Raw genomic sequence first — 16,576 nt, 5'->3', positions numbered from 1 at the left:
ACTCAACGTAACATCGTGGTGGATTCGATCTTGCATGTCCCACGACAGATCGGAGATTCACGCTGATGTCACAACGATCCAGATCCGCGCTGACCGCGTCGGCCTGTGCCGTGTCCGCGCTGGTGGCGGCGGGTGGGGCGCTGGTGGCGGCCGGTACCGACGCCCACGCCGCCGCCGGGGTGCGGCACGCGGTCACGCGGGCCGTCTACGCGCCGTGTGTGCGGCCGGGGCGGGCGGCCTATCCCGTCGACTACTACTGGAAGAACCTCATCGGGATGCGGCTGGGTAGGGGATCGGTGTCGGTCACGACCTCTCCGTCCCTGTGGGGCGGGCAGATCGCGCCGGGCGGCACCTTCACGGTCACGCTGCGGCACCACACGGCTCAGTGGCCGTGGGTGGTGTCTCAGTACCGCACCACGTGGGACCTGTCGTCCCTGCTGGCCAGCGCCGACATCGTCGGTCGGACGGGGGCCGGCTCCATCAGCGGTACCACCCTGACGATTCCGTCGCCGGGCGGCAAGGCCGACGCGCCGCCGCAGGTCATCACGTTCCGGGTCAGGCAGGGCACCATCGGGCGCAGCATGACCATCCGGCCGGTCGGGATCTGGAGCAACAACTCCGCTCCGGGGCAGCTCGGCAGCAACACGCCCGCTCCACCGATCCAGATCGTGAGCGGGCAGTCGATCTCGCCGACCAAGGCCGCCGACGACACCGCGACCAGCCAGGGCAAGCCCGTCAGCGTGCCGGTCCTGGCCAACGACACCGCGAGCGCACCGACGATCAGCAGCGTCAGCCGGCCCGGGGCCGGGACCGCGACGATCTCCGGCGGCAACATCGTCTACACGCCCGCTCCGGGCTTCGTCGGCACCGACACCTTCACCTACACCATCACCACCGCGTGCGGGACCGGCACCGCCAAGGTCACCGTCACCGTCCCGTGCACCGACACGCCCGTCACCCTGGTCAACGGCAGTTTCGAAGCGCCACCCGTGACCGGGTACCAGCTGCTTCCCGACGCCTCGACCAATCCGGCCGTCGGCTGGCGCACCACCGCCACCGATCACCAGCTGGAGTTCTGGCGTACCGGCTTCAGCGGGGTTCCATCGGCCGACGGCGGGCAGTTCGCCGAGCTCAACGCCACCCAGGTCTCCACGCTCTACCAGGACCTGCCCACCGTGCCGGGAACACGGCTGACCTGGTCGCTGTACCACCGCGGCCGTCTGGGCACCGACGTGATGCGGGTGCTCATCGGGGCACCCGGCTCGACCGTGGCGCAGACCCCGACCGGGGCCTCCTCCCCGGACATCTCCGACGGCAACACCGCCTGGCGCCACTACACCGGGGTGTACGTCGTCCCGCCGGGGCAGACCGTCACCCGTTTCTCCTTCGAGTCGGTGTCGGCCGCGGGCGGTAACCCGGCGTTCGGCAACCTCATCGACGGCGTGACCTTCGAGACGCCACGCTGCCCACCCGCGACGACGCCCGCGAAGGCGAGCTGATCGCCGGGCGATGGGAGCGTCACGGTAAGGCGGCCTCCGTCTCCCCCGCGCGGTACGCAGTCACGGGGCGAGACGGAGGCCGCCGAGCCACAGCCCCGCCGGATTCCCCTTTGAGGAGTAACCGCCATGAAACGGCTCGTGTTCGCGCCGCTCGTCCTCTTCGCGGCACTGCTACCGGTATCGGCACCCACACCTGTCCAGGCCACCCCGGCCACCCGCAGGACCGCCATCCAGGCGGCACTGAACCAGATCGTCGCCGCCGGCGCCCCCGGCGCGCTCGCCGAGGCCAGTGATGAGGACGGCCGCTGGGCGGGCGCCAGTGGCGTCGGCGACCTGCGGACCCGCACACCGATGCCGGCCACGGGGCGCTGGCGCATCGGCAGCGTCACCAAGACCTTCACCGCGACGCTCATCCTGCAACTGATCGGCGAAAGAAAGCTCGGCCTTGATGAGCCGATCGACCGCTACCTTCCGGGCCTACTGCCCCGCGGCGGACAGATCACCGTACGGATGCTCCTCGACCACACCAGCGGCCTGGCCGACTACAGCGCCTCCTTCGACGACACCCCCGAAGGATTCCGGCGCCTGGCCCGCACCACCTACACTCCGCGGCAACTCATCGACCTCGGCACGAGCATGCCCCCCACCTCACGGCCAGGCGGTCCCTGGCACTACTCCAACACCGGCTACATCGCCCTGGGCCTGCTCGCCGAGAAAATCACCGGACAACCCCTCGGGTACGCCCTCCGGCGACGCATCTCCATCCCTCACCGCCTGTCCGACACCTGGCTCCCCATCACCAACCCGGCCATCGGCGGCACCCACCCACGCGGCTACACCACCGACGAACGCGGCCACCCCGAGGACATCACCCGCTTCAACCCCTCCAACGCCTGGGCGGCCGGCGCCATCGTCTCCACCGCGGCCGACCTCAACCGGTTCTTCACCCTGCTCCTGCAAGGCCGGCTCTTCCCCGTCTCACTGCTGAACCAGATGCAGCGCACCGTGCCCGGACCGGGCCTGGACTACGGTCTCGGACTCGTCAAGCTCACGCTTCCCTGCGGGGCCGTCTGGGGTCACATGGGACACATCCCCGGATACGTCACCTACAGCTTCCACACTCGGCAACGCCACCTCACCGTCACCGCGAACGCCCTGCACGCAACGAACGACCAGGCCGTCGACGCCGGTCTCCGCCAAGCACTCAACGCCGAATTCTGCACGACCTGACCTTCTCGCTCTCGTACCCGTTCGCCCGTACGGGCGCGCGTACGGGCCCGCAGGGAGGCGGGCCCGTACGCGGTGGGTGCGGCCCTCACACCCGGCGGCGCAGGGCGCGTACCGCGGGGGGGGCGAAGACGACCGCGATGGCCGCGGCCCACGCCAGGGACCACAGGACCGGGGAGGCGACGGCGCCGCCGTTGATGAGACCGCGGGTGGCGTCGGCGAGGTGCGTCACGGGGTTGACCTTCACCCAGGCCTGCAGCCAGCCCGGCATCGTGTCGACGCGCGCGAACGCGCTGCTCGTGAAGCTGAGCGGGAAGACCGTCGTGAAGCCGAAGATCATCACCTTGTCCGGCTCGCTCACCAGGACGCCGATCAGTACGGCGATCCAGGAGAACGCCAGCGCGAAGACCAGGAGCAGCAGGAAGGCCAGGCCCAGGTGGACGACGTCGGTCTTCACGCGGAAGCCGATGATCATGCCGACGGCGATCAGGATCGCCATGGACCACGCCTGCTTGACGGTGTCGGCGACGATCCGGCCGGCCAGCGGAGACATGCGCCCGATGGGCAGGCTGCGCAGCCGGTCGAACACCCCCTTGGTCAGGTCGGTGTTCAGCAGGAAGCCGGTGTTCATGGTGGCGAACATGGCGTTCTGCGCGATGATGCCGGGCAGCGCGAACTGCAGGTACTGCACCGGATGGCCACCGGCCATCTGGCCGCCGAAGACGTACGTGAACAGCAGCACGAACATGATCGGCTGGATGCTGAGGTCGATCAGCTCCATCGGGTTGTGCTTGATCTGGACCAGGCTGCGCCAGGCCAGCGTCGCGGTGTGCCGCAGGGTCGCGGTGGGGCTGACGCGCCGGGTCAGTGTTCGGGGTGCGGTGACGGTGGAGGCGGTCACGCCCGGCTCCCTTCGGTGACGAGTTCGGGGGTGGTGTCGGTCGGCTCGGCGCGGTGGCCGGTCAGGGCGAGGAAGACCTCGTCCAGGGTCGACTTGCGCAGCGACAGCTCGGCCACCTGCACGCCCGCGTCGTCAAGGCGGCGGACGATCGTCGGCAGCACGGCCGGGTCGGTCACCGGCGCGGTCACCAGGTCGCCCTCGACCTGCATCCCGTCGCCGACCACGACGCTGACCAGGCCGGCGACCGTCTCCCGGTCCCGGTCGTCGACCGGCCGTACCTGGAGCACCTGCCCGCCGACCTGCGTCTTGAGCTCGTCGGGGGTGCCGTTGGCGATCACCTGGCCGCGGTCGATCACCGCGATCTCATCCGCCAGTTGGTCGGCCTCCTCCAGGTACTGCGTGGTCAGCAGCACCGTCACGCCGTCGTCGACCAGCCCGCGGACGGTGTCCCACAGCCCGCCGCGCGCGTGCGGGTCCAGGCCGGTGGTCGGCTCGTCGAGGAACAGCACCGACGGCCGCCCGACCAGGCTGGCGACCAGGTCGAGCCGGCGGCGCATGCCGCCGGAGTAGGTCTTGGCCGGGCGGTCCCGGGCGTCCCACAGCTCGAACCGCTCCAGCAGCTCGGCCGCGCGCGCCTTCGCCTCCGACCGCGGCAGGCCGAGCAGCCGGCCGATCATGACGAGGTTCTCCGTGCCGGTCAGCATCTCGTCGACCGACGCGTACTGTCCCGTCAGCCCGATCAGCTGGCGGACCTGATGGGCCTCCCGTACGACGTCGTGGCCGTCGACGGTCGCGCGGCCCTCGTCGGGACGCAGCAGGGTGGCGAGGATGCGGACGGCGGTCGTCTTGCCCGCCCCGTTGGGGCCGAGCACACCGAGCACGGTGCCGGCGCGCGCCGTGAGGCTCACGCCGTTCAGGGCGACCGTCTCACCGAACCGCTTCACCAGGCCCTCCGCCTGGATCGCGTAAGTCATGGGGGTCTTCTTCCGTGAGGTCCATGTGCGTACGACCTTCACTGTCCTCGGCACCCCTGACATCCCACGCACATCCGCCTGATAGCCCCTGACAGGCGTCTGAGAAGGCTCTCGTCAGCGCGCTTCCGCCGTCGGCGGCCAGGCGATCAGCTCGACGTAGACGGCCTTGCCCCGCGCCAGCACCTGCCAGCCGAGCCGGTCGGCCAGCGTCTCGGCGAGCAGGAGGCCCCGGCCGGTCTCCTCCAGCAGCCCGCCGTGCCGGATCCGGGGGAGCGCGGGATCGGCGTCGTGGACCTCGATGCGCAGCCGTTCGGCGTCGCGTGAGACGACCAGGCGCAGGTTCGTGCCGAGCCGGTCACGGGCGTGCCTGGTCGCGTTGGCGACCAGCTCGCAGACGAGCAGCTCGGCGCGGTCGGCGACCGCCGCCGCACCCCAGACGCAGGTGACGGCCTTGACGATCCGCCGCGCCGCCGACGCCGACTCCGGGGCGTTGACCAGCCGTACGTCGGCCAGCAGCACCCCGCTGACCTCTCCCGGTAGCGCACACCGTGTCACGACTTCCTCCCGTGGGTTGCTGATTTCACCGGGACAGACTGTCGCCACATGATTACGCTGCGGAAGGATTCCGGTTACACGATCGAGGTGCCCCATGCCCCCGCCCCGCAAGCTCGACGCGTTCTCCTCGCTCGGCGCGTTCTTCGGCGCGGAGGTGCGCCGCCTGCGCGAGCGGAACGGCTGGACCCTCGACGAGCTCGCCCACAAGCTCGGCTGGGCGCTGTCCACCGTCGCCAGCGTCGAGACCGCCCGCCGCAACCCACCGGACGGCTTCCCCGAACGCGCGGACACGCTGTTCGCCCTGCCCGACATGCTCACCCGCCTCGCCGAGCTCGTCCGCTCGGCCCCTCGCTGGTTCGAGCACTACGTCGAACTCGAATCCCAGGCCAACAAGATCAGCATCTGGGCCAACAGCCTCATCCCCGGCCTCTTCCAGACCGAGGACTATGCACAGGCGGTCATCCGCGCGAACCGGCCGATGATCAGCGACGACGACATCGGACTCGGCGTCGCGAGACGTCTCGGGCGGCAATCGCTCTTCGACCGATCCGACCCGCCGCTGCTCTGGGTCGTGTTGCACGAGACGGTTGTGAAGCAGCCGATCGGCAACGCCGAGATGACCCTCGCCCAGCTCCGGCGGCTGGTCGACCTGGCCCGCCTGCCATTCGTGAACTTGCAAGTGCTGCCCTTCGCCGCTGCGCAGCTGACCGGGGCCACCGGGCCGTTCACCATCTTCGAGTTCGTCGATCAGTCGCCGGTCGCCTTCGCGGAAGGCCGTCAGGGGGGATGGCTGATCGACAGGAAGGAAGAGATCGCCGAGATCGCTTTGACTTACGATCGCTTGCGAGCGGCGGCATTGTCGCCGGATGAATCGATCGGCATGATCGTCGGAGCGATGGGGCAGACATGGATCGACCGGGCCTGATCCGAGCCGAGTGGCGGAAGTCGACGCACAGCGGCGAGGAGAACACCAGCTGCGTCGAAGTCGCTGCCGTGGGGTCGGCGAGTGGGGCTGACCGCGAGATCACTGGCGTGCGCTGACCATAGAGAGCAGTGACGGCCAGTGATCATGGTGTCGGTGCAGCTCGGATGAACGAACATCTTCGCAGGTCATGGGGATGGATCTCGTAGACTCTGGGTAATCCCGCCCATCCCGGAGGTGTGTCACGGCTGCCAAGATTCACGCCTATATCGACTACGAGGCGCTGTTCGCGGCGACTCCGAGTCCGTGTCTGGTGCTGACACCCGAGCTGGTGATCGTCGAGGCGAATCAGTGCTACTCCGACACCACCGGGCGTACGAGGGAGGAGCTCGTCGGCCGGTACATGTTCGACGCCTTCCCCACGGAACATGATGCCGGGCTGCGGGGCTCGCGCAGTCTGGAGACGTCCGTGCGTCGCGCCGCGGTCACGCGGCAGCGGGACATCCAGGGGCCGATGAAGTACGACATCCCCGTGGCGGGCCGCCCCGGGGAGTTCGAGGAGCGGTACTGGAGCACGATCACCAGTCCCGTTCTCGGCTCGGACGGCGAGGCGATGCTGTTCGTCGTGCGCACCGAGGACGTGACCGCGTTCGTCACCCATCGCGCCAAGGAGGACCCCGAGCGGTACCAGGCCATGGAGGCCGAGCTGTTCGCCCGCGCCAAGGAGCTCCACGAGATCAATGAGGAGCTGAGGCGGGCGTACGCGCGCGAGCGGCGGGTCGCGCTCACCCTCCAACAGGCGATGCTGCCGGCGATCGATCTCGAACAGCGCGACGACGTCGCCGTGCGCTACCTGCCCTCGGTCGACTCGCTGCACGTGTGCGGTGACTGGTACGAGCTGATCGAGCTGGACGAGAAGCGGCTCGCGGTGGCCGTCGGAGACGTCGTCGGACACGGACTGTCGGCCGCCGGGGTCATGGGCCAGCTGCGCAGCGCGCTCAGCACCGCCGTCCAGTCCCTCGCCGAACCCGCCCCGGCCCTGCAGGCGCTCGGGCGGTACGCGCTCTCGGTCGAGGGGGCGCTGGCGAGCACGGCCGTCCAGGCCGTCATCGACAGGTCCGAACAGAAGATCACCTATAGCTGCGCCGGTCACCTGCCGCCGGTCCTCCTCCAACCCGACGGCACCGTCGACTTCCTCGACCAGGCCACCGACCCGCCGCGCGGCCTGCGCACGCCGGGCGAGCCGCGGCCGCAGGCCGAGCAGCACTACGCCTCGGGTGCCACCCTCGTGCTCTACACCGACGGACTCATCGAGCGCCGTGGCGAGGACATCGACGACGGCCTGCGCCGCCTCGCCGACAGTGTCGGCCGGCACAGTGGACTGGATCCCGAGTCACTGGCCGACCGGCTCCTCGCGGACCTCGGCGTGGCCGGCGGCGCGGCGGACGACACGGCCCTCGTCGTCGTACGCCTCTGAGGCGGCCACACCCGGGTCCGCGGTCTCGTGCGGTCACGCCCCGGTCCGCGGTCTCGTGCGGCCACACCCGGGCCGGCCGTCTTGCTGCGGTCACCAGCTCAGCAGCAGTCCCGCCTGCCCGGTCAGCCGCCCGCGGGACAGGACGATGTCCAGGTGGTGAGCGGTGGCCCGCTGGTCGGGGTCGGCGGTCTCGCTCAGCTCGGCGCCGAACCCGATGTGCACTCCGTAGTTGCGCTCGTGCCAGGTGAACGCCGCCCGGTGTGATCTGGCCGCTTCGGTGACGGCCTTCGACTGGCCGATCCCCAGTTCGCCGATCGAACGCACGCCCGGCAGCCGGTCGAAGGCCATCTCCAGATCCCGGCAGAGCTCGGTGTTGCGCCCGGTGACGCCGGTCGCCCGGCCGTTCGCGATGTGGACGGTGAGATCGCCCGGGCGGATCCGGCCGTACTTCCGGCCGAACGGGATGGTCCCGATGATCCACCCTTCGACCGGCAGGGTGCCGTTCGCGCTCTCCGGGACGCACGCGACCTCCCCGCTCGGCAGGAGGTAGTCGTAGTCCTCCAGACCGCTGTAGGCGACCCAGTCGTCCGGCGCGCAGTCGAAGGAGAGCAGTTCGGTCGCGTCGTCGGCGGCCCGATAGGTGAGCGTGCGTTCGCCGGTCAGCCGTCGGCGGAGCCCGTCGCATCGGCGGGCCACCTCCTGTGGCTCCTCGGCGAAGAGCGCGGCGAAGTTGTCGTCCCAGACCTCGAGGCACAGCTTCACCCGGCGGCTCGGCCAGTCGGCGAAGCGCACCAGCGCCTCCTGGTACTCGGGATAGTTCCGGGCGTGGAAGGCGATGAGGCCGACGTGGTCCTGGTCGACGTACTCGACCGCCGCCGCCCGTACCTCGTCGACGGACACCTCGCCGAGTCGGAGGACCCGCACATCGCCGCTGAGCCGGGGCAGCAGCGATGCCGCCAGGCGTGCGTGGGCGGCGGCATCGATGATCACCAGCCAGGTCGACACGGATTTCGGTAGGTATGCCGTGAAACGCTCGACCGACTTCTCCCACATTTCAGTCACTCGTCAGCCTCCGAAGCAGGTGTCCCATCCGGGCGCCCATCAGGTCGCGCGTGCACCGCCGGCCCGAAGCCCGCGGTGCACGCGCCGATCTGCTCAGACCCAGAAATACTGCGGGGTGTTGAAGTCGCTCAAAGTCCCCGCCTTGCTGCTTCCCGTCGTGCCCTCGATCATGAATTCACCGAGGTCGAGTGATGGGTTCAGGGCATCGAGCTGGGGGTGGTCTGCGGTCACGGTCGACATCGCTGTGGACTCCTCTCCGTGATGCGGCACTCGGTCGGACCCACCGTTCAAGATCGTCTAGCGGGCCTTCGTCATGGTGCATCGGAACGGTCCACGAATGCAATACCGATCTTGGGGAAGTTCAAGGGCTGTCGGTGTACCGGTTATTAACTGTCAGTATTCATCCTGGTCAGGAGTTGAAAAGCGCGCCATTTCCATCTGGCGGAGCGCCTGACCGGCGGGGCCGTCCCCTCGGCGGTACGAGGCCGGCCCGGCGGCGCCCCTGGCGACCGGAGGTCATCCGCCCAGGGGAGCCCGGCGGGCGAGCAACGTGCGGTGGTCGATCCGCCAACCCTGGCCGGTGCGCACGACGGTGTCCTCGTAGGTCACGCTGCCGCTCGTGCCGTCGGCGTTGATGCCGATCCCCTTGGACCGCGCGTGCACGCGGCCGTCGGCCTGCTCGGTGAGGACGACGTTCGTGACGTGGTGTCCGACGGGATTGCGGTCCCCCAGGGCGCGTGCCGCGTCGGCGAGCGCGCTCAATCCGCGCAACGGCGCTTGGCCGAAGTCCGTGACGTCATAGGTGACGTCGGGGGTGAAGACCTCGCCCAGCCGTTCCAGCTCTCCGCTGTCGCACAGGTGCCCGTGCATCGCGATCAGCTCGGCGATGAGGAAGCGGTCTTCGCAGGTGAGAGCCATGGCATCTCTTTCTTTCGCGTGGTGTGGGAGGCGCACCGCTCAGGGACGACGCCGATCCGGGGAGCTCCCCGGTTAGACTGGCGTCACCGTAAACGGGGAACTCCCCGTTTCGCAAGCAGGGAGCGTGAGAATGGCGGAGCCGGGCGAGGCGGTTCCCTCAGGACGGCCACGGAGGACGGATGCGGCCCGGAACGCCCGGGCGCTGCTCACGGCGGCGAGGGAGCTCTTCGACGAGAGGGGACCCGACGTCGCGTTGGACGAGGTGGCGCGCCGCGCGGGCGTCGGCAACGCGACCCTCTACCGGCACTTCCCGACACGGAGCGAGCTGATCGTGGCGGTCTACGCGGACGAGGTGGAGACGCTCTGCCAGAAGGGCGCCGCCCTGATCGACGCCGAATCGGCGGCCGACGCACTCTTCGCGTGGCTGGACGACTTCGTCGTTCACGTCGCGACCAAACGCGCCCTGGCGTCCGCGGGAACCGAGCACAGCGACGAGCGGCGCTCCGTGCTGTTCGACCAGTGGCACCGTTCCATGCGGGACACGGCCCAGGAATTGCTCGTCCGAGCCCAGCGAAGCGGTGACGTGAACGTCGGCCTGACCGTGGACGACGTGCTCGCCCTGACGAACGCGACCGCCATCGCGGCCACCGGCGCGCAGGACGCACGGCGCCTTCTCCGGATCATGCGGCACGGCTTCGCGGGCACCCAAGCCTCTCCTGACGAAACGCCGTAGGCCGTCACCGAGCACGACCGGCCGGAGCGCCTCGGCGGGCCGCCGGCGCCCGCTGCGGCCCAGGGGCCCGTTGGGAACGCGCTGCGTGAGCCGGCCGCGTCGTTGGGAAGGCGTTGCGCTGTTGGAAGGCGTTGCGTCGCGTCGTTGGGGGAGCGCTGCGTGAGTCGGCCGGCTCGGTGGGATCGCAGGGGCCGACCGGCGGCGGGCCGGGCCCGCTCGCCCCGTCCATATCCCCGGCGACGCCGCCGCCATCGCCGTCGCAACCGCCACCGTGCCGTCGCCGTGGCCACCGTGCCGTCGCCGTGGCCACCGTGCCGTCGCCGTGGCCTCAGTGCCGTCGTCGCGGTCGCTGTGCCGTCGCCGCTGTCTCGGTGGCGTCGCTGTGGACGGACGGTGACCGGTTTGCCGGGCCTGGGACGTCACTAACGACGTCGCAGTCGTTGATCGAGCCGGTTCAAGAGCCCTTTGGCCGGATAACAGGACGGACTCCACGCCCCCTGACGCGGGCGCGCGGCGGCCGAACGAGCATGGCGCTCGTGAAAGCCGGGGCTGCCAGGTGGTTCGTCCCGATAATGGGCAGGCTGTCAGCGGCTTCACCGATTGCTACACCGCCTCCAGTTCGCGCATTCACACCGGCCGGACTCTGCGCAGGGTTTCGCAGACCGCCCCGATGCGACAGTTCCCTGAGTCAAGCTGGTGGCGCGGTCGTCAATGGTTTCTGCTGTTCAGGTGCCACATTGAGGAGCCGGGTCATCGGTGGCAAGGTGACCCGGACCGCAGCGTAGCGAGGACCGGAAGCGTCGCGGCAGCTCTTCGTTGACCGTCGTTGAGTCATCCGGCCAGGTCTTCGGCTGGCATGAGTCCTTCGATGAAGGTGCGGAAGTCGGCGGCGAGGTGCAGTTCGGCTTCCAGGTCGGTATCGAACCAGGTGACGCATGGTTCGTGCTGGGTGCGGTAGTCCAGGGCGATCCAGTAGTGGCCGTCGCCGGAGAGCAGCACCAGCCGGGGCGGCAGGTCCCATTCCGTGGTCAGGTATGGGCTGTTGAGCAGGGTCGTTGCGTTCCCGTCGTGACCGATGCCGTGCAGATCGGTGAAGGGAACATGGTCGGGGCTCCAGGAGGTGGGCCGCTGGGTGGGGAAAGCACTCCACGCGTCGGAGACAGGGCCGCCGTTGCGAAGGCGCAGCAGTTCCAGCAACTCGGGCGGCAGATCCACCGAGAGGAGTTCTTCGGCCTGGTGGATCAAGGCATCGGTCAACGGCGGTTGAACCCCGTAAGTCCCCGCTCCCCAGAAGGAGGCTTTAACGTGCTCGAAATTCGCCATGGCCGGAAAGCCTATGTTCCAGTGGGCACGGGTCGATGCGGGGAGTGGTGAATGGCGGGATCGTAAGGTGTGCCGTCCCGGGAACAAGCGTGCATGATCCGGAGCCAGCCCCTGCCCAGGATGCGAACGGTCTGGGGATGGCGTTTGCCTCGGTCACGAGCGCGTTGGTAAAGGTCAGCGGCCCACGGATCGTCATGGCGGCTGTTGTCGGCGAAGGTGTGCAGGGCCTTGCGCGCAGCCCGGCTGGCGGCGTGCCGGAAGCCCACGGTGTGGACCTTGCCGCTGGCCCGGGTGACCGGGGCCATGCCGACCTCGGCCGCGAGCTGCTCAGCGGTCAGGCCGCGCTCCGGCATGGGCCCGATCTCGCCGATGATCTGCGCCAGGTTCACCGTCCCGACTCGAGGCAGTGCCTGGAACAGTTCGGCGTAGGGGTGAGCGTCCAAGACCTGCTTGATGGCCGACTCCAGGGATTTGATGGCCTCGACAATCGCACGGACCTGCCCGACCTGGGTGTTCACCATGACGGTGACGATCTCGGAGCTGACCCTGCTGGCGGCCTTGGGCGCAGTCCGCAGCCGTTCGAGGAGCTCGGCTCCGGTCTTGCCGCCGGTGTAGGCGTGACGGCGCAAGAAGGCGTCCAGCTTGGCCGGCGTGAGTTTCGCGGCGGCCTGCGGGGTCGGGAAACGGTCCAAGAACGCGAGCGAGATCCCCGCATCGATGTTCTTGAACAGCCGGGTCGCTCCCGGCCAATGCGCCTCCAGCAGGGCCCGCAGCTGGTTCGTCAAGCCGGTGCGGGTCGCGACCAAATCGCTGCGCTGCCGCGACAGCGCCTGAAGCTCCAGCGTGGTCGTCTCGGTCGGTGCCAGCGACCGCAGGAGATGACCATCGGTGCGCAGCAAGTCGGCCAGCATGAAGCTGTCGGCGCTGTCGCTCTTCGCGCGAGACGCTCCCCACCGGGGCCGCATCGCGTTGAACATCCCCGGTGGATCGGCACGATCGGATGTCCGGCCGCCAGCAGCCGATCGACCACCAGGCCCTTGCTCGTCTCGATCGCGACCCGCAGACCACAGGCGTCGCCGTAGTCCGCCAGGCGCCGTAGCGTGCCGGGTGAGCCCGGCCTCAGTGTGCGGGAGCGTCCACCGAGCCGCCTTGCTGCCCATGGCGTCCAGCACCGTCACCGAATGGGTCCGGCTACCCCAGTCCCAACCGACCGTGTGCAATTCGCGTCCTTCCAGAGGGAGGAGAACCACACCCCTCTGTCGCGGAGAGGACGCCTGCCGGAAGCTCGTTACCGCGGCCCTCGTGGGGCGATTCCCTGATGCCAGTCCGGACGCCCTCGTCCCGGCGGGGCCGGTAACACTGTCGCAAGCCGTCAAGCAGCTGACCGATCGCAGGCCGTACACCCACCGGGCCGAGAGGTGACGGCCCTCAAAGGACCGCCAGAACAGGATCGCCTAACGAGCGATCGCCAGGGCTCGACGTGCCTGAGCCTGTCGGTCGGCCTGCGTGGATGGGGCTTCGCGGGAGGGCCTGGTGTGAGGGTGGTCGCGGGGTTCGGCGTTTCCTTCCGGGTCTGTCGGTCGGCCTGCGTGGGTCGGTGCTTCGCAGAAAGGCCCCGGGGGACGGTGATCGCCGGGGATCGGTATCCCCCGGCGATCGTGCCTCAACCTGTTGCCGTGGCACTGAGACGCGGTGCCAGCGCATCGCGCGCGGCCGGTGATCCGGTGGCGAGCGGCGGGGGCCTCCTCCTGGTCACTCCGGGCGGCGGGCGCCGAACATGATCTCGTCCCAGGACGGGACCGAGGCGCGCTTGCTCCGTGCCCTCTTCCGCGCCGGCGGGCGCTTCTCCGGAGCGGGCGGCGCGGCCGGCTTCGCGGCCGCGGCCGCGGCCGCCGCCGGGCGGTCGGCGACCTTCTCCGCCGGTTTCTCGGCGGGCTTCTGTGCGGCCGGCTTCGCCGGGGCGGGTTTCGGAGCCGGCTTCGGCGGTGCGGGTTTCGGCACGGCGGGCTTGGCCACGGCGGCCGGTTCGGCCTCGAACGGCTTGGGCGCCGGCCTCGGCGCGGGCGGCTTCGGCGCGGCGGGCTCGGGCGCCGGCGGCTCGGCCGCAGCGGGTGCCGGTTCCGAACGCTCGGGCTCCTCGGGGCGCTCCGGCTGCTTCGGCTCGGCGGGCTTCGGGACCGATTCCGGCTCGGCCGGGTCCTGCGCGGCGGGGGCCTCGGCGGCCGGGATCTCGGCGGCGGGCGGGGCGGCCGGCTCGGGCCGGGCCGGCTGCGGCGCGGGAGCGGGGCGCTCGGCGGCCGGGACGGGCCTCGGGACGGAGACCTCCTGCGGCCGGGCGACGACCTCCGGGCGCGCCTCACGCGGACGCGGGGCGAGCGCGGCCGGCTCGTCGGACGCCGGCTTGGGGATGTCGCGGACGACCGGCGGCTCGGCCGGCGGCTCCTCCCGCAGGCCCGGCATGGGGACGGGAAGGGGCGGGGGCGGGGGCGGCGGAGCCTGGTCGCGCGGCTGGTCACGGACGGGGTCGCCGACGACCTTCATGGCGCGGCGCGGCAGGAACGGGGTGACCGTGTCGTCGGTGGACTCCTCGACGTCGAGCGAGGACAGGCGCGCGGCCTCGTCGTTCACCGCAGAGATGTGGCGGCGGCGCGGGTCGTACGCCCACTCCGCCGAGTAGGGACGGCCGTCGTAGTAGAAGGAGAGGCTGACCCGCCACGTGAGGTCCTCGCACTTGCGGGAGTCCCACTCGACCTCTTCCAGGTCGATGCCGCGCCGGCCGAGACGCTCCTCGACGATCTCGCCGAGGGCCGGGGCGGGCGAGGGCTCTCCGGGCCGTCGGATGGGCACGCGCTGCGCCTGCTGCGCCATGTACTCGCGCTCCTGGAGAACCGGTCCCTCGAACCAGCGGACACGCTCCACCGGGATGCCGGCCGTCTCGGCGATCTCCTCCGCGGTCTCTCCAGCGCGGATGCGAGCCTGGATCTCCTTGGGACGCAAGGGACTCTCCACTTCGATCTCGTACTGGCCGAGGCGGGAGAAATGTCCACGGACCACGGCACGCAGCCGATCATCGATCGGCAGCGTGAACCGGGTGCCCCGTCCCGCGGTGGCGAGGACGAGGTACGACCCGTCCTCGCTGACCGCGACGAGGCGCAGTTCCTGCATGCGTGTCCTTTCGTGCCCTGTCCGACGCGGCTCGGGGCGCATGCGTGCCCTTCCCCCGGTCCTACCAGTCTCGCGTCAGGACGCACCTGCCCGCCAGCACCGTACCCGGCATGTCCGAACATCGCCGCCCTCGCGACGTGATCCTTGTCAAGTTCCCGCAGTGTCGTCCCAGCTTGCCTGCTGGAAAGCCGCGGGGGCGTGGGGCTTAACCATTCTTGTGGATCCTTTGCCGCGTGATGCCGTCCCTCTTGCGTGGCTCACGCGGTCGGTGTCGGAGGAGGTGGCCGGAGGATCGGTGGCTGCTGACGGTCCAGGAGTTCTGCGCGATTACCGGTCGGAGTGGAGGTGAACCGCACGCCGGGCGAGCGGGATGCGACAAGGGGGAGTCTACGGCCTTCAGGTGCCGAGAACCTGGGTCAGGTAGCGATTGGCGAAACGGCGTTCGGGGTCGAGACGGTCACGCAGCGCGAGGAAGTCGCCGAACCGGGGATACGCCCCTTCGAGGTACGAGGCGTCGCGCGTGTGCAGCTTCCCCCAGTGCGGACGGCCGCCGAGCGGCGTCAGGATCTCCTCCACGCCGCGGAAGTACTCCTCGTGCGGAGTCGCGTGGTACACGTGGATCGCGATGAAGGCGCTGTCCCGCCCGTACGCCATGGACAGCCAGGCGTCCTCCGGCGGCAGCAGGCGCACCTCGATGGGGAAGGAGATCCGCCAGCCCCGGCGTTCGATGAGGGCCCGGATCTCCCGGAGCGCGCCGGCCAGCTCCTCGCGCGGAATCGCGTACTCCTGCTCCTTGAACCGGACCCGGCGCGGGCTGGTGAACACCTTGTGCGACACGTCGGTGTACGTCCGGGCGCCGAGGGCGCGGGCGGAGACGCCGTTGATCGTCGGGATGGCGGCGGGGAGGCGGCGGGCGACGCGGTTGGCGACCTCGAACACCGAGTTGGACAGGAACTCGTCGTCCAGCCAGTGCCGGAACCGCCCGAGCGGCTCGGCCGGGCCGGGCACCCGGTTGTTGCGCTTGGTCAGGCAGCCGTCGGTGTGCGGGAACCAGTAGAACTCGAAGTGCTCGTTGCCGGCGGCGAACTCCTCCAGGCCCTCCAGGACGTCGTCCCACCGCATCGGCTCCTCCCGCGCCTGCAGCAGGAACGCCGGGACGGCCTGCCAGGTGATCGCGGTGACGATCCCGAGCGCGCCGAGGCCGGCGCGCGCCGCGTGGAACAGCTCGGGCCGCTCCTCGCGGGAGCAGGTGACCAGGCCGCCGTCCGCGAGGACGAGTTCGAGGCCGGCGATCTGTGACACCAGGCCCGCCGCGTCACGTCCGGTCCCGTGCGTCGCGGTCTGGGTCGCCCCGGCCAGGGTCTGCTCCTGGATGTCCCCCATGTTGGCGAGCGCGAGGCCGTGCAGGGCGAGTTGCTCGTTGAACACCGTGAGCGGCATCCCCGCCTCGGCGGTCACGAGGCCGGTGGCGGTGTCGACCGATCGCAGCTCCGTGAGGCCCTCGGGCCGTAGGAGCAGGCCCTCGGTCGCGGCGGCGTCGGTGAACGAATGCCCGGTGCCGGTCATCCGGACGGTCAGGCCGGCGCCGGCGGCGGCCTGGACGGCGGCGGCGACGTCCGCGGCGGACCGGGGCGTGACCACGCGGCGGGGCGTGGCCCGCTGGTTACCGGCCCAGTTTCGCCAGGTCTGAGGTGTGACGGGGGGCATAACACGAGATTTACTCATGTTCTGCCCGGCTCCGGCAAGTGTTCCGCCCAGGTCCGGTAGGTCCGGCGACCCGATCCTCGTCCGTCGGCCCGCACCTGTCGAGTCCCCGCAGG

Annotated in this window: 16 protein-coding genes; 6 read left to right on the top strand and 10 right to left on the bottom strand. The window is 70.3% G+C overall.

Annotation, left to right across the window (positions count from 1 at the left end):
- Window positions 1-65 precede the first annotated feature (65 nt).
- Together NDW01_RS19865 and NDW01_RS19860 are read left to right on the top strand one after the other, a co-directional pair.
- Complete coding sequence (locus tag NDW01_RS19865; RefSeq protein ID WP_252822674.1) at window positions 66-1,499, top strand: Ig-like domain-containing protein; 1,434 nt, start codon at window positions 66-68, stop codon at window positions 1,497-1,499.
- A gap of 126 nt (window positions 1,500-1,625) precedes the next feature.
- The gene (locus tag NDW01_RS19860; protein ID WP_252822672.1) at window positions 1,626-2,729 is read left to right on the top strand and encodes a serine hydrolase domain-containing protein; all 1,104 of its coding nucleotides are present in this window, start codon (window positions 1,626-1,628) and stop codon (window positions 2,727-2,729) included.
- An 85-nt stretch (window positions 2,730-2,814) separates the two neighbouring features.
- Here NDW01_RS19860 and NDW01_RS19855 read toward each other — a convergent pair whose 3' ends face one another.
- The 3 genes from NDW01_RS19855 to NDW01_RS19845 all read right to left on the bottom strand — a co-directional run bounded on the left by NDW01_RS19855 (window position 2,815) and on the right by NDW01_RS19845 (window position 5,156).
- Entirely contained in the window at window positions 2,815-3,627 is an 813-nt protein-coding gene (locus NDW01_RS19855) for an ABC transporter permease (protein WP_252822671.1), read from the bottom strand.
- Complete coding sequence (locus NDW01_RS19850; protein ID WP_252822669.1) at window positions 3,624-4,601, bottom strand: ATP-binding cassette domain-containing protein; 978 nt, start codon at window positions 4,599-4,601, stop codon at window positions 3,624-3,626. The genes NDW01_RS19855 and NDW01_RS19850 overlap by 4 nt, the downstream gene beginning before the upstream one ends.
- Window positions 4,602-4,715: 114 nt before the next feature.
- Complete coding sequence (locus tag NDW01_RS19845) at window positions 4,716-5,156, bottom strand: ATP-binding protein (protein ID WP_252822666.1); 441 nt, start codon at window positions 5,154-5,156, stop codon at window positions 4,716-4,718.
- A gap of 94 nt (window positions 5,157-5,250) precedes the next feature.
- On the opposite strand from NDW01_RS19845, the gene NDW01_RS19840 reads away from it, so the two are divergent.
- The 3 genes from NDW01_RS19840 (at window position 5,251) to NDW01_RS19835 (ending at window position 7,555) form a co-directional block, all read left to right on the top strand.
- Window positions 5,251-6,081, top strand: a complete 831-nt coding sequence (locus tag NDW01_RS19840; RefSeq protein WP_252778493.1) for a helix-turn-helix domain-containing protein — start codon at window positions 5,251-5,253, stop codon at window positions 6,079-6,081.
- Window positions 6,063-6,197, top strand: coding sequence for a DUF397 domain-containing protein (locus NDW01_RS44370; RefSeq protein WP_406567739.1), 135 nt, complete (start codon window positions 6,063-6,065; stop codon window positions 6,195-6,197). Before NDW01_RS19840 ends, NDW01_RS44370 begins: the two co-directional genes overlap by 19 nt.
- Before the next feature lie 137 nt (window positions 6,198-6,334).
- Window positions 6,335-7,555, top strand: coding sequence for a SpoIIE family protein phosphatase (locus NDW01_RS19835; protein ID WP_308211746.1), 1,221 nt, complete (start codon window positions 6,335-6,337; stop codon window positions 7,553-7,555).
- 90 nt (window positions 7,556-7,645) lie between these two features.
- Here the strand turns inward: NDW01_RS19835 and NDW01_RS19830 are convergent, their stop codons facing one another.
- The 3 genes from NDW01_RS19830 to NDW01_RS19820 form a co-directional block, all read right to left on the bottom strand.
- On the bottom strand, window positions 7,646-8,560 hold the full coding sequence (locus NDW01_RS19830) for a M29 family metallopeptidase (protein ID WP_252822661.1): 915 nt from the start codon (window positions 8,558-8,560) through the stop codon (window positions 7,646-7,648).
- A gap of 150 nt (window positions 8,561-8,710) precedes the next feature.
- Window positions 8,711-8,857: a hypothetical protein gene (locus NDW01_RS19825; RefSeq protein ID WP_252822659.1), complete on the bottom strand. Its 147-nt coding sequence runs from the start codon at window positions 8,855-8,857 to the stop codon at window positions 8,711-8,713.
- A gap of 276 nt (window positions 8,858-9,133) precedes the next feature.
- Window positions 9,134-9,535, bottom strand: a complete 402-nt coding sequence (locus NDW01_RS19820; RefSeq protein ID WP_252822656.1) for a nuclear transport factor 2 family protein — start codon at window positions 9,533-9,535, stop codon at window positions 9,134-9,136.
- 130 nt (window positions 9,536-9,665) lie between these two features.
- Here NDW01_RS19820 and NDW01_RS19815 point away from each other — a divergent pair, with 130 nt between their 5' ends.
- Window positions 9,666-10,268, top strand: coding sequence for a TetR/AcrR family transcriptional regulator (locus NDW01_RS19815; protein WP_252822654.1), 603 nt, complete (start codon window positions 9,666-9,668; stop codon window positions 10,266-10,268).
- Between the two features lie 831 nt (window positions 10,269-11,099).
- Here NDW01_RS19815 and NDW01_RS19810 read toward each other — a convergent pair.
- The 4 genes from NDW01_RS19810 to NDW01_RS19795 form a co-directional block, all read right to left on the bottom strand.
- The gene (locus NDW01_RS19810) at window positions 11,100-11,591 is read right to left on the bottom strand and encodes an SMI1/KNR4 family protein (protein ID WP_252822651.1); all 492 of its coding nucleotides are present in this window, start codon (window positions 11,589-11,591) and stop codon (window positions 11,100-11,102) included.
- An 11-nt stretch (window positions 11,592-11,602) separates the two neighbouring features.
- Window positions 11,603-12,568: an IS110 family transposase gene (locus NDW01_RS19805; protein WP_252822649.1), complete on the bottom strand. Its 966-nt coding sequence runs from the start codon at window positions 12,566-12,568 to the stop codon at window positions 11,603-11,605.
- A 775-nt stretch (window positions 12,569-13,343) separates the two neighbouring features.
- Window positions 13,344-14,756, bottom strand: a complete 1,413-nt coding sequence (sepH, locus tag NDW01_RS19800) for a septation protein SepH (RefSeq protein ID WP_252822648.1) — start codon at window positions 14,754-14,756, stop codon at window positions 13,344-13,346.
- Window positions 14,757-15,152: 396 nt separating this feature from the next.
- Window positions 15,153-16,463: a D-arabinono-1,4-lactone oxidase gene (locus NDW01_RS19795; RefSeq protein WP_252822646.1), complete on the bottom strand. Its 1,311-nt coding sequence runs from the start codon at window positions 16,461-16,463 to the stop codon at window positions 15,153-15,155.
- Window positions 16,464-16,576 lie beyond the last annotated feature (113 nt).

Source organism: Actinoallomurus soli (genome assembly GCF_024055715.1).
Classification (GTDB): domain Bacteria; phylum Actinomycetota; class Actinomycetes; order Streptosporangiales; family Streptosporangiaceae; genus Actinoallomurus; species Actinoallomurus soli.
The sequence above is the reverse complement of the archived record's forward strand: the minus strand, read 5'-3'. Positions and strand labels throughout refer to the sequence as shown.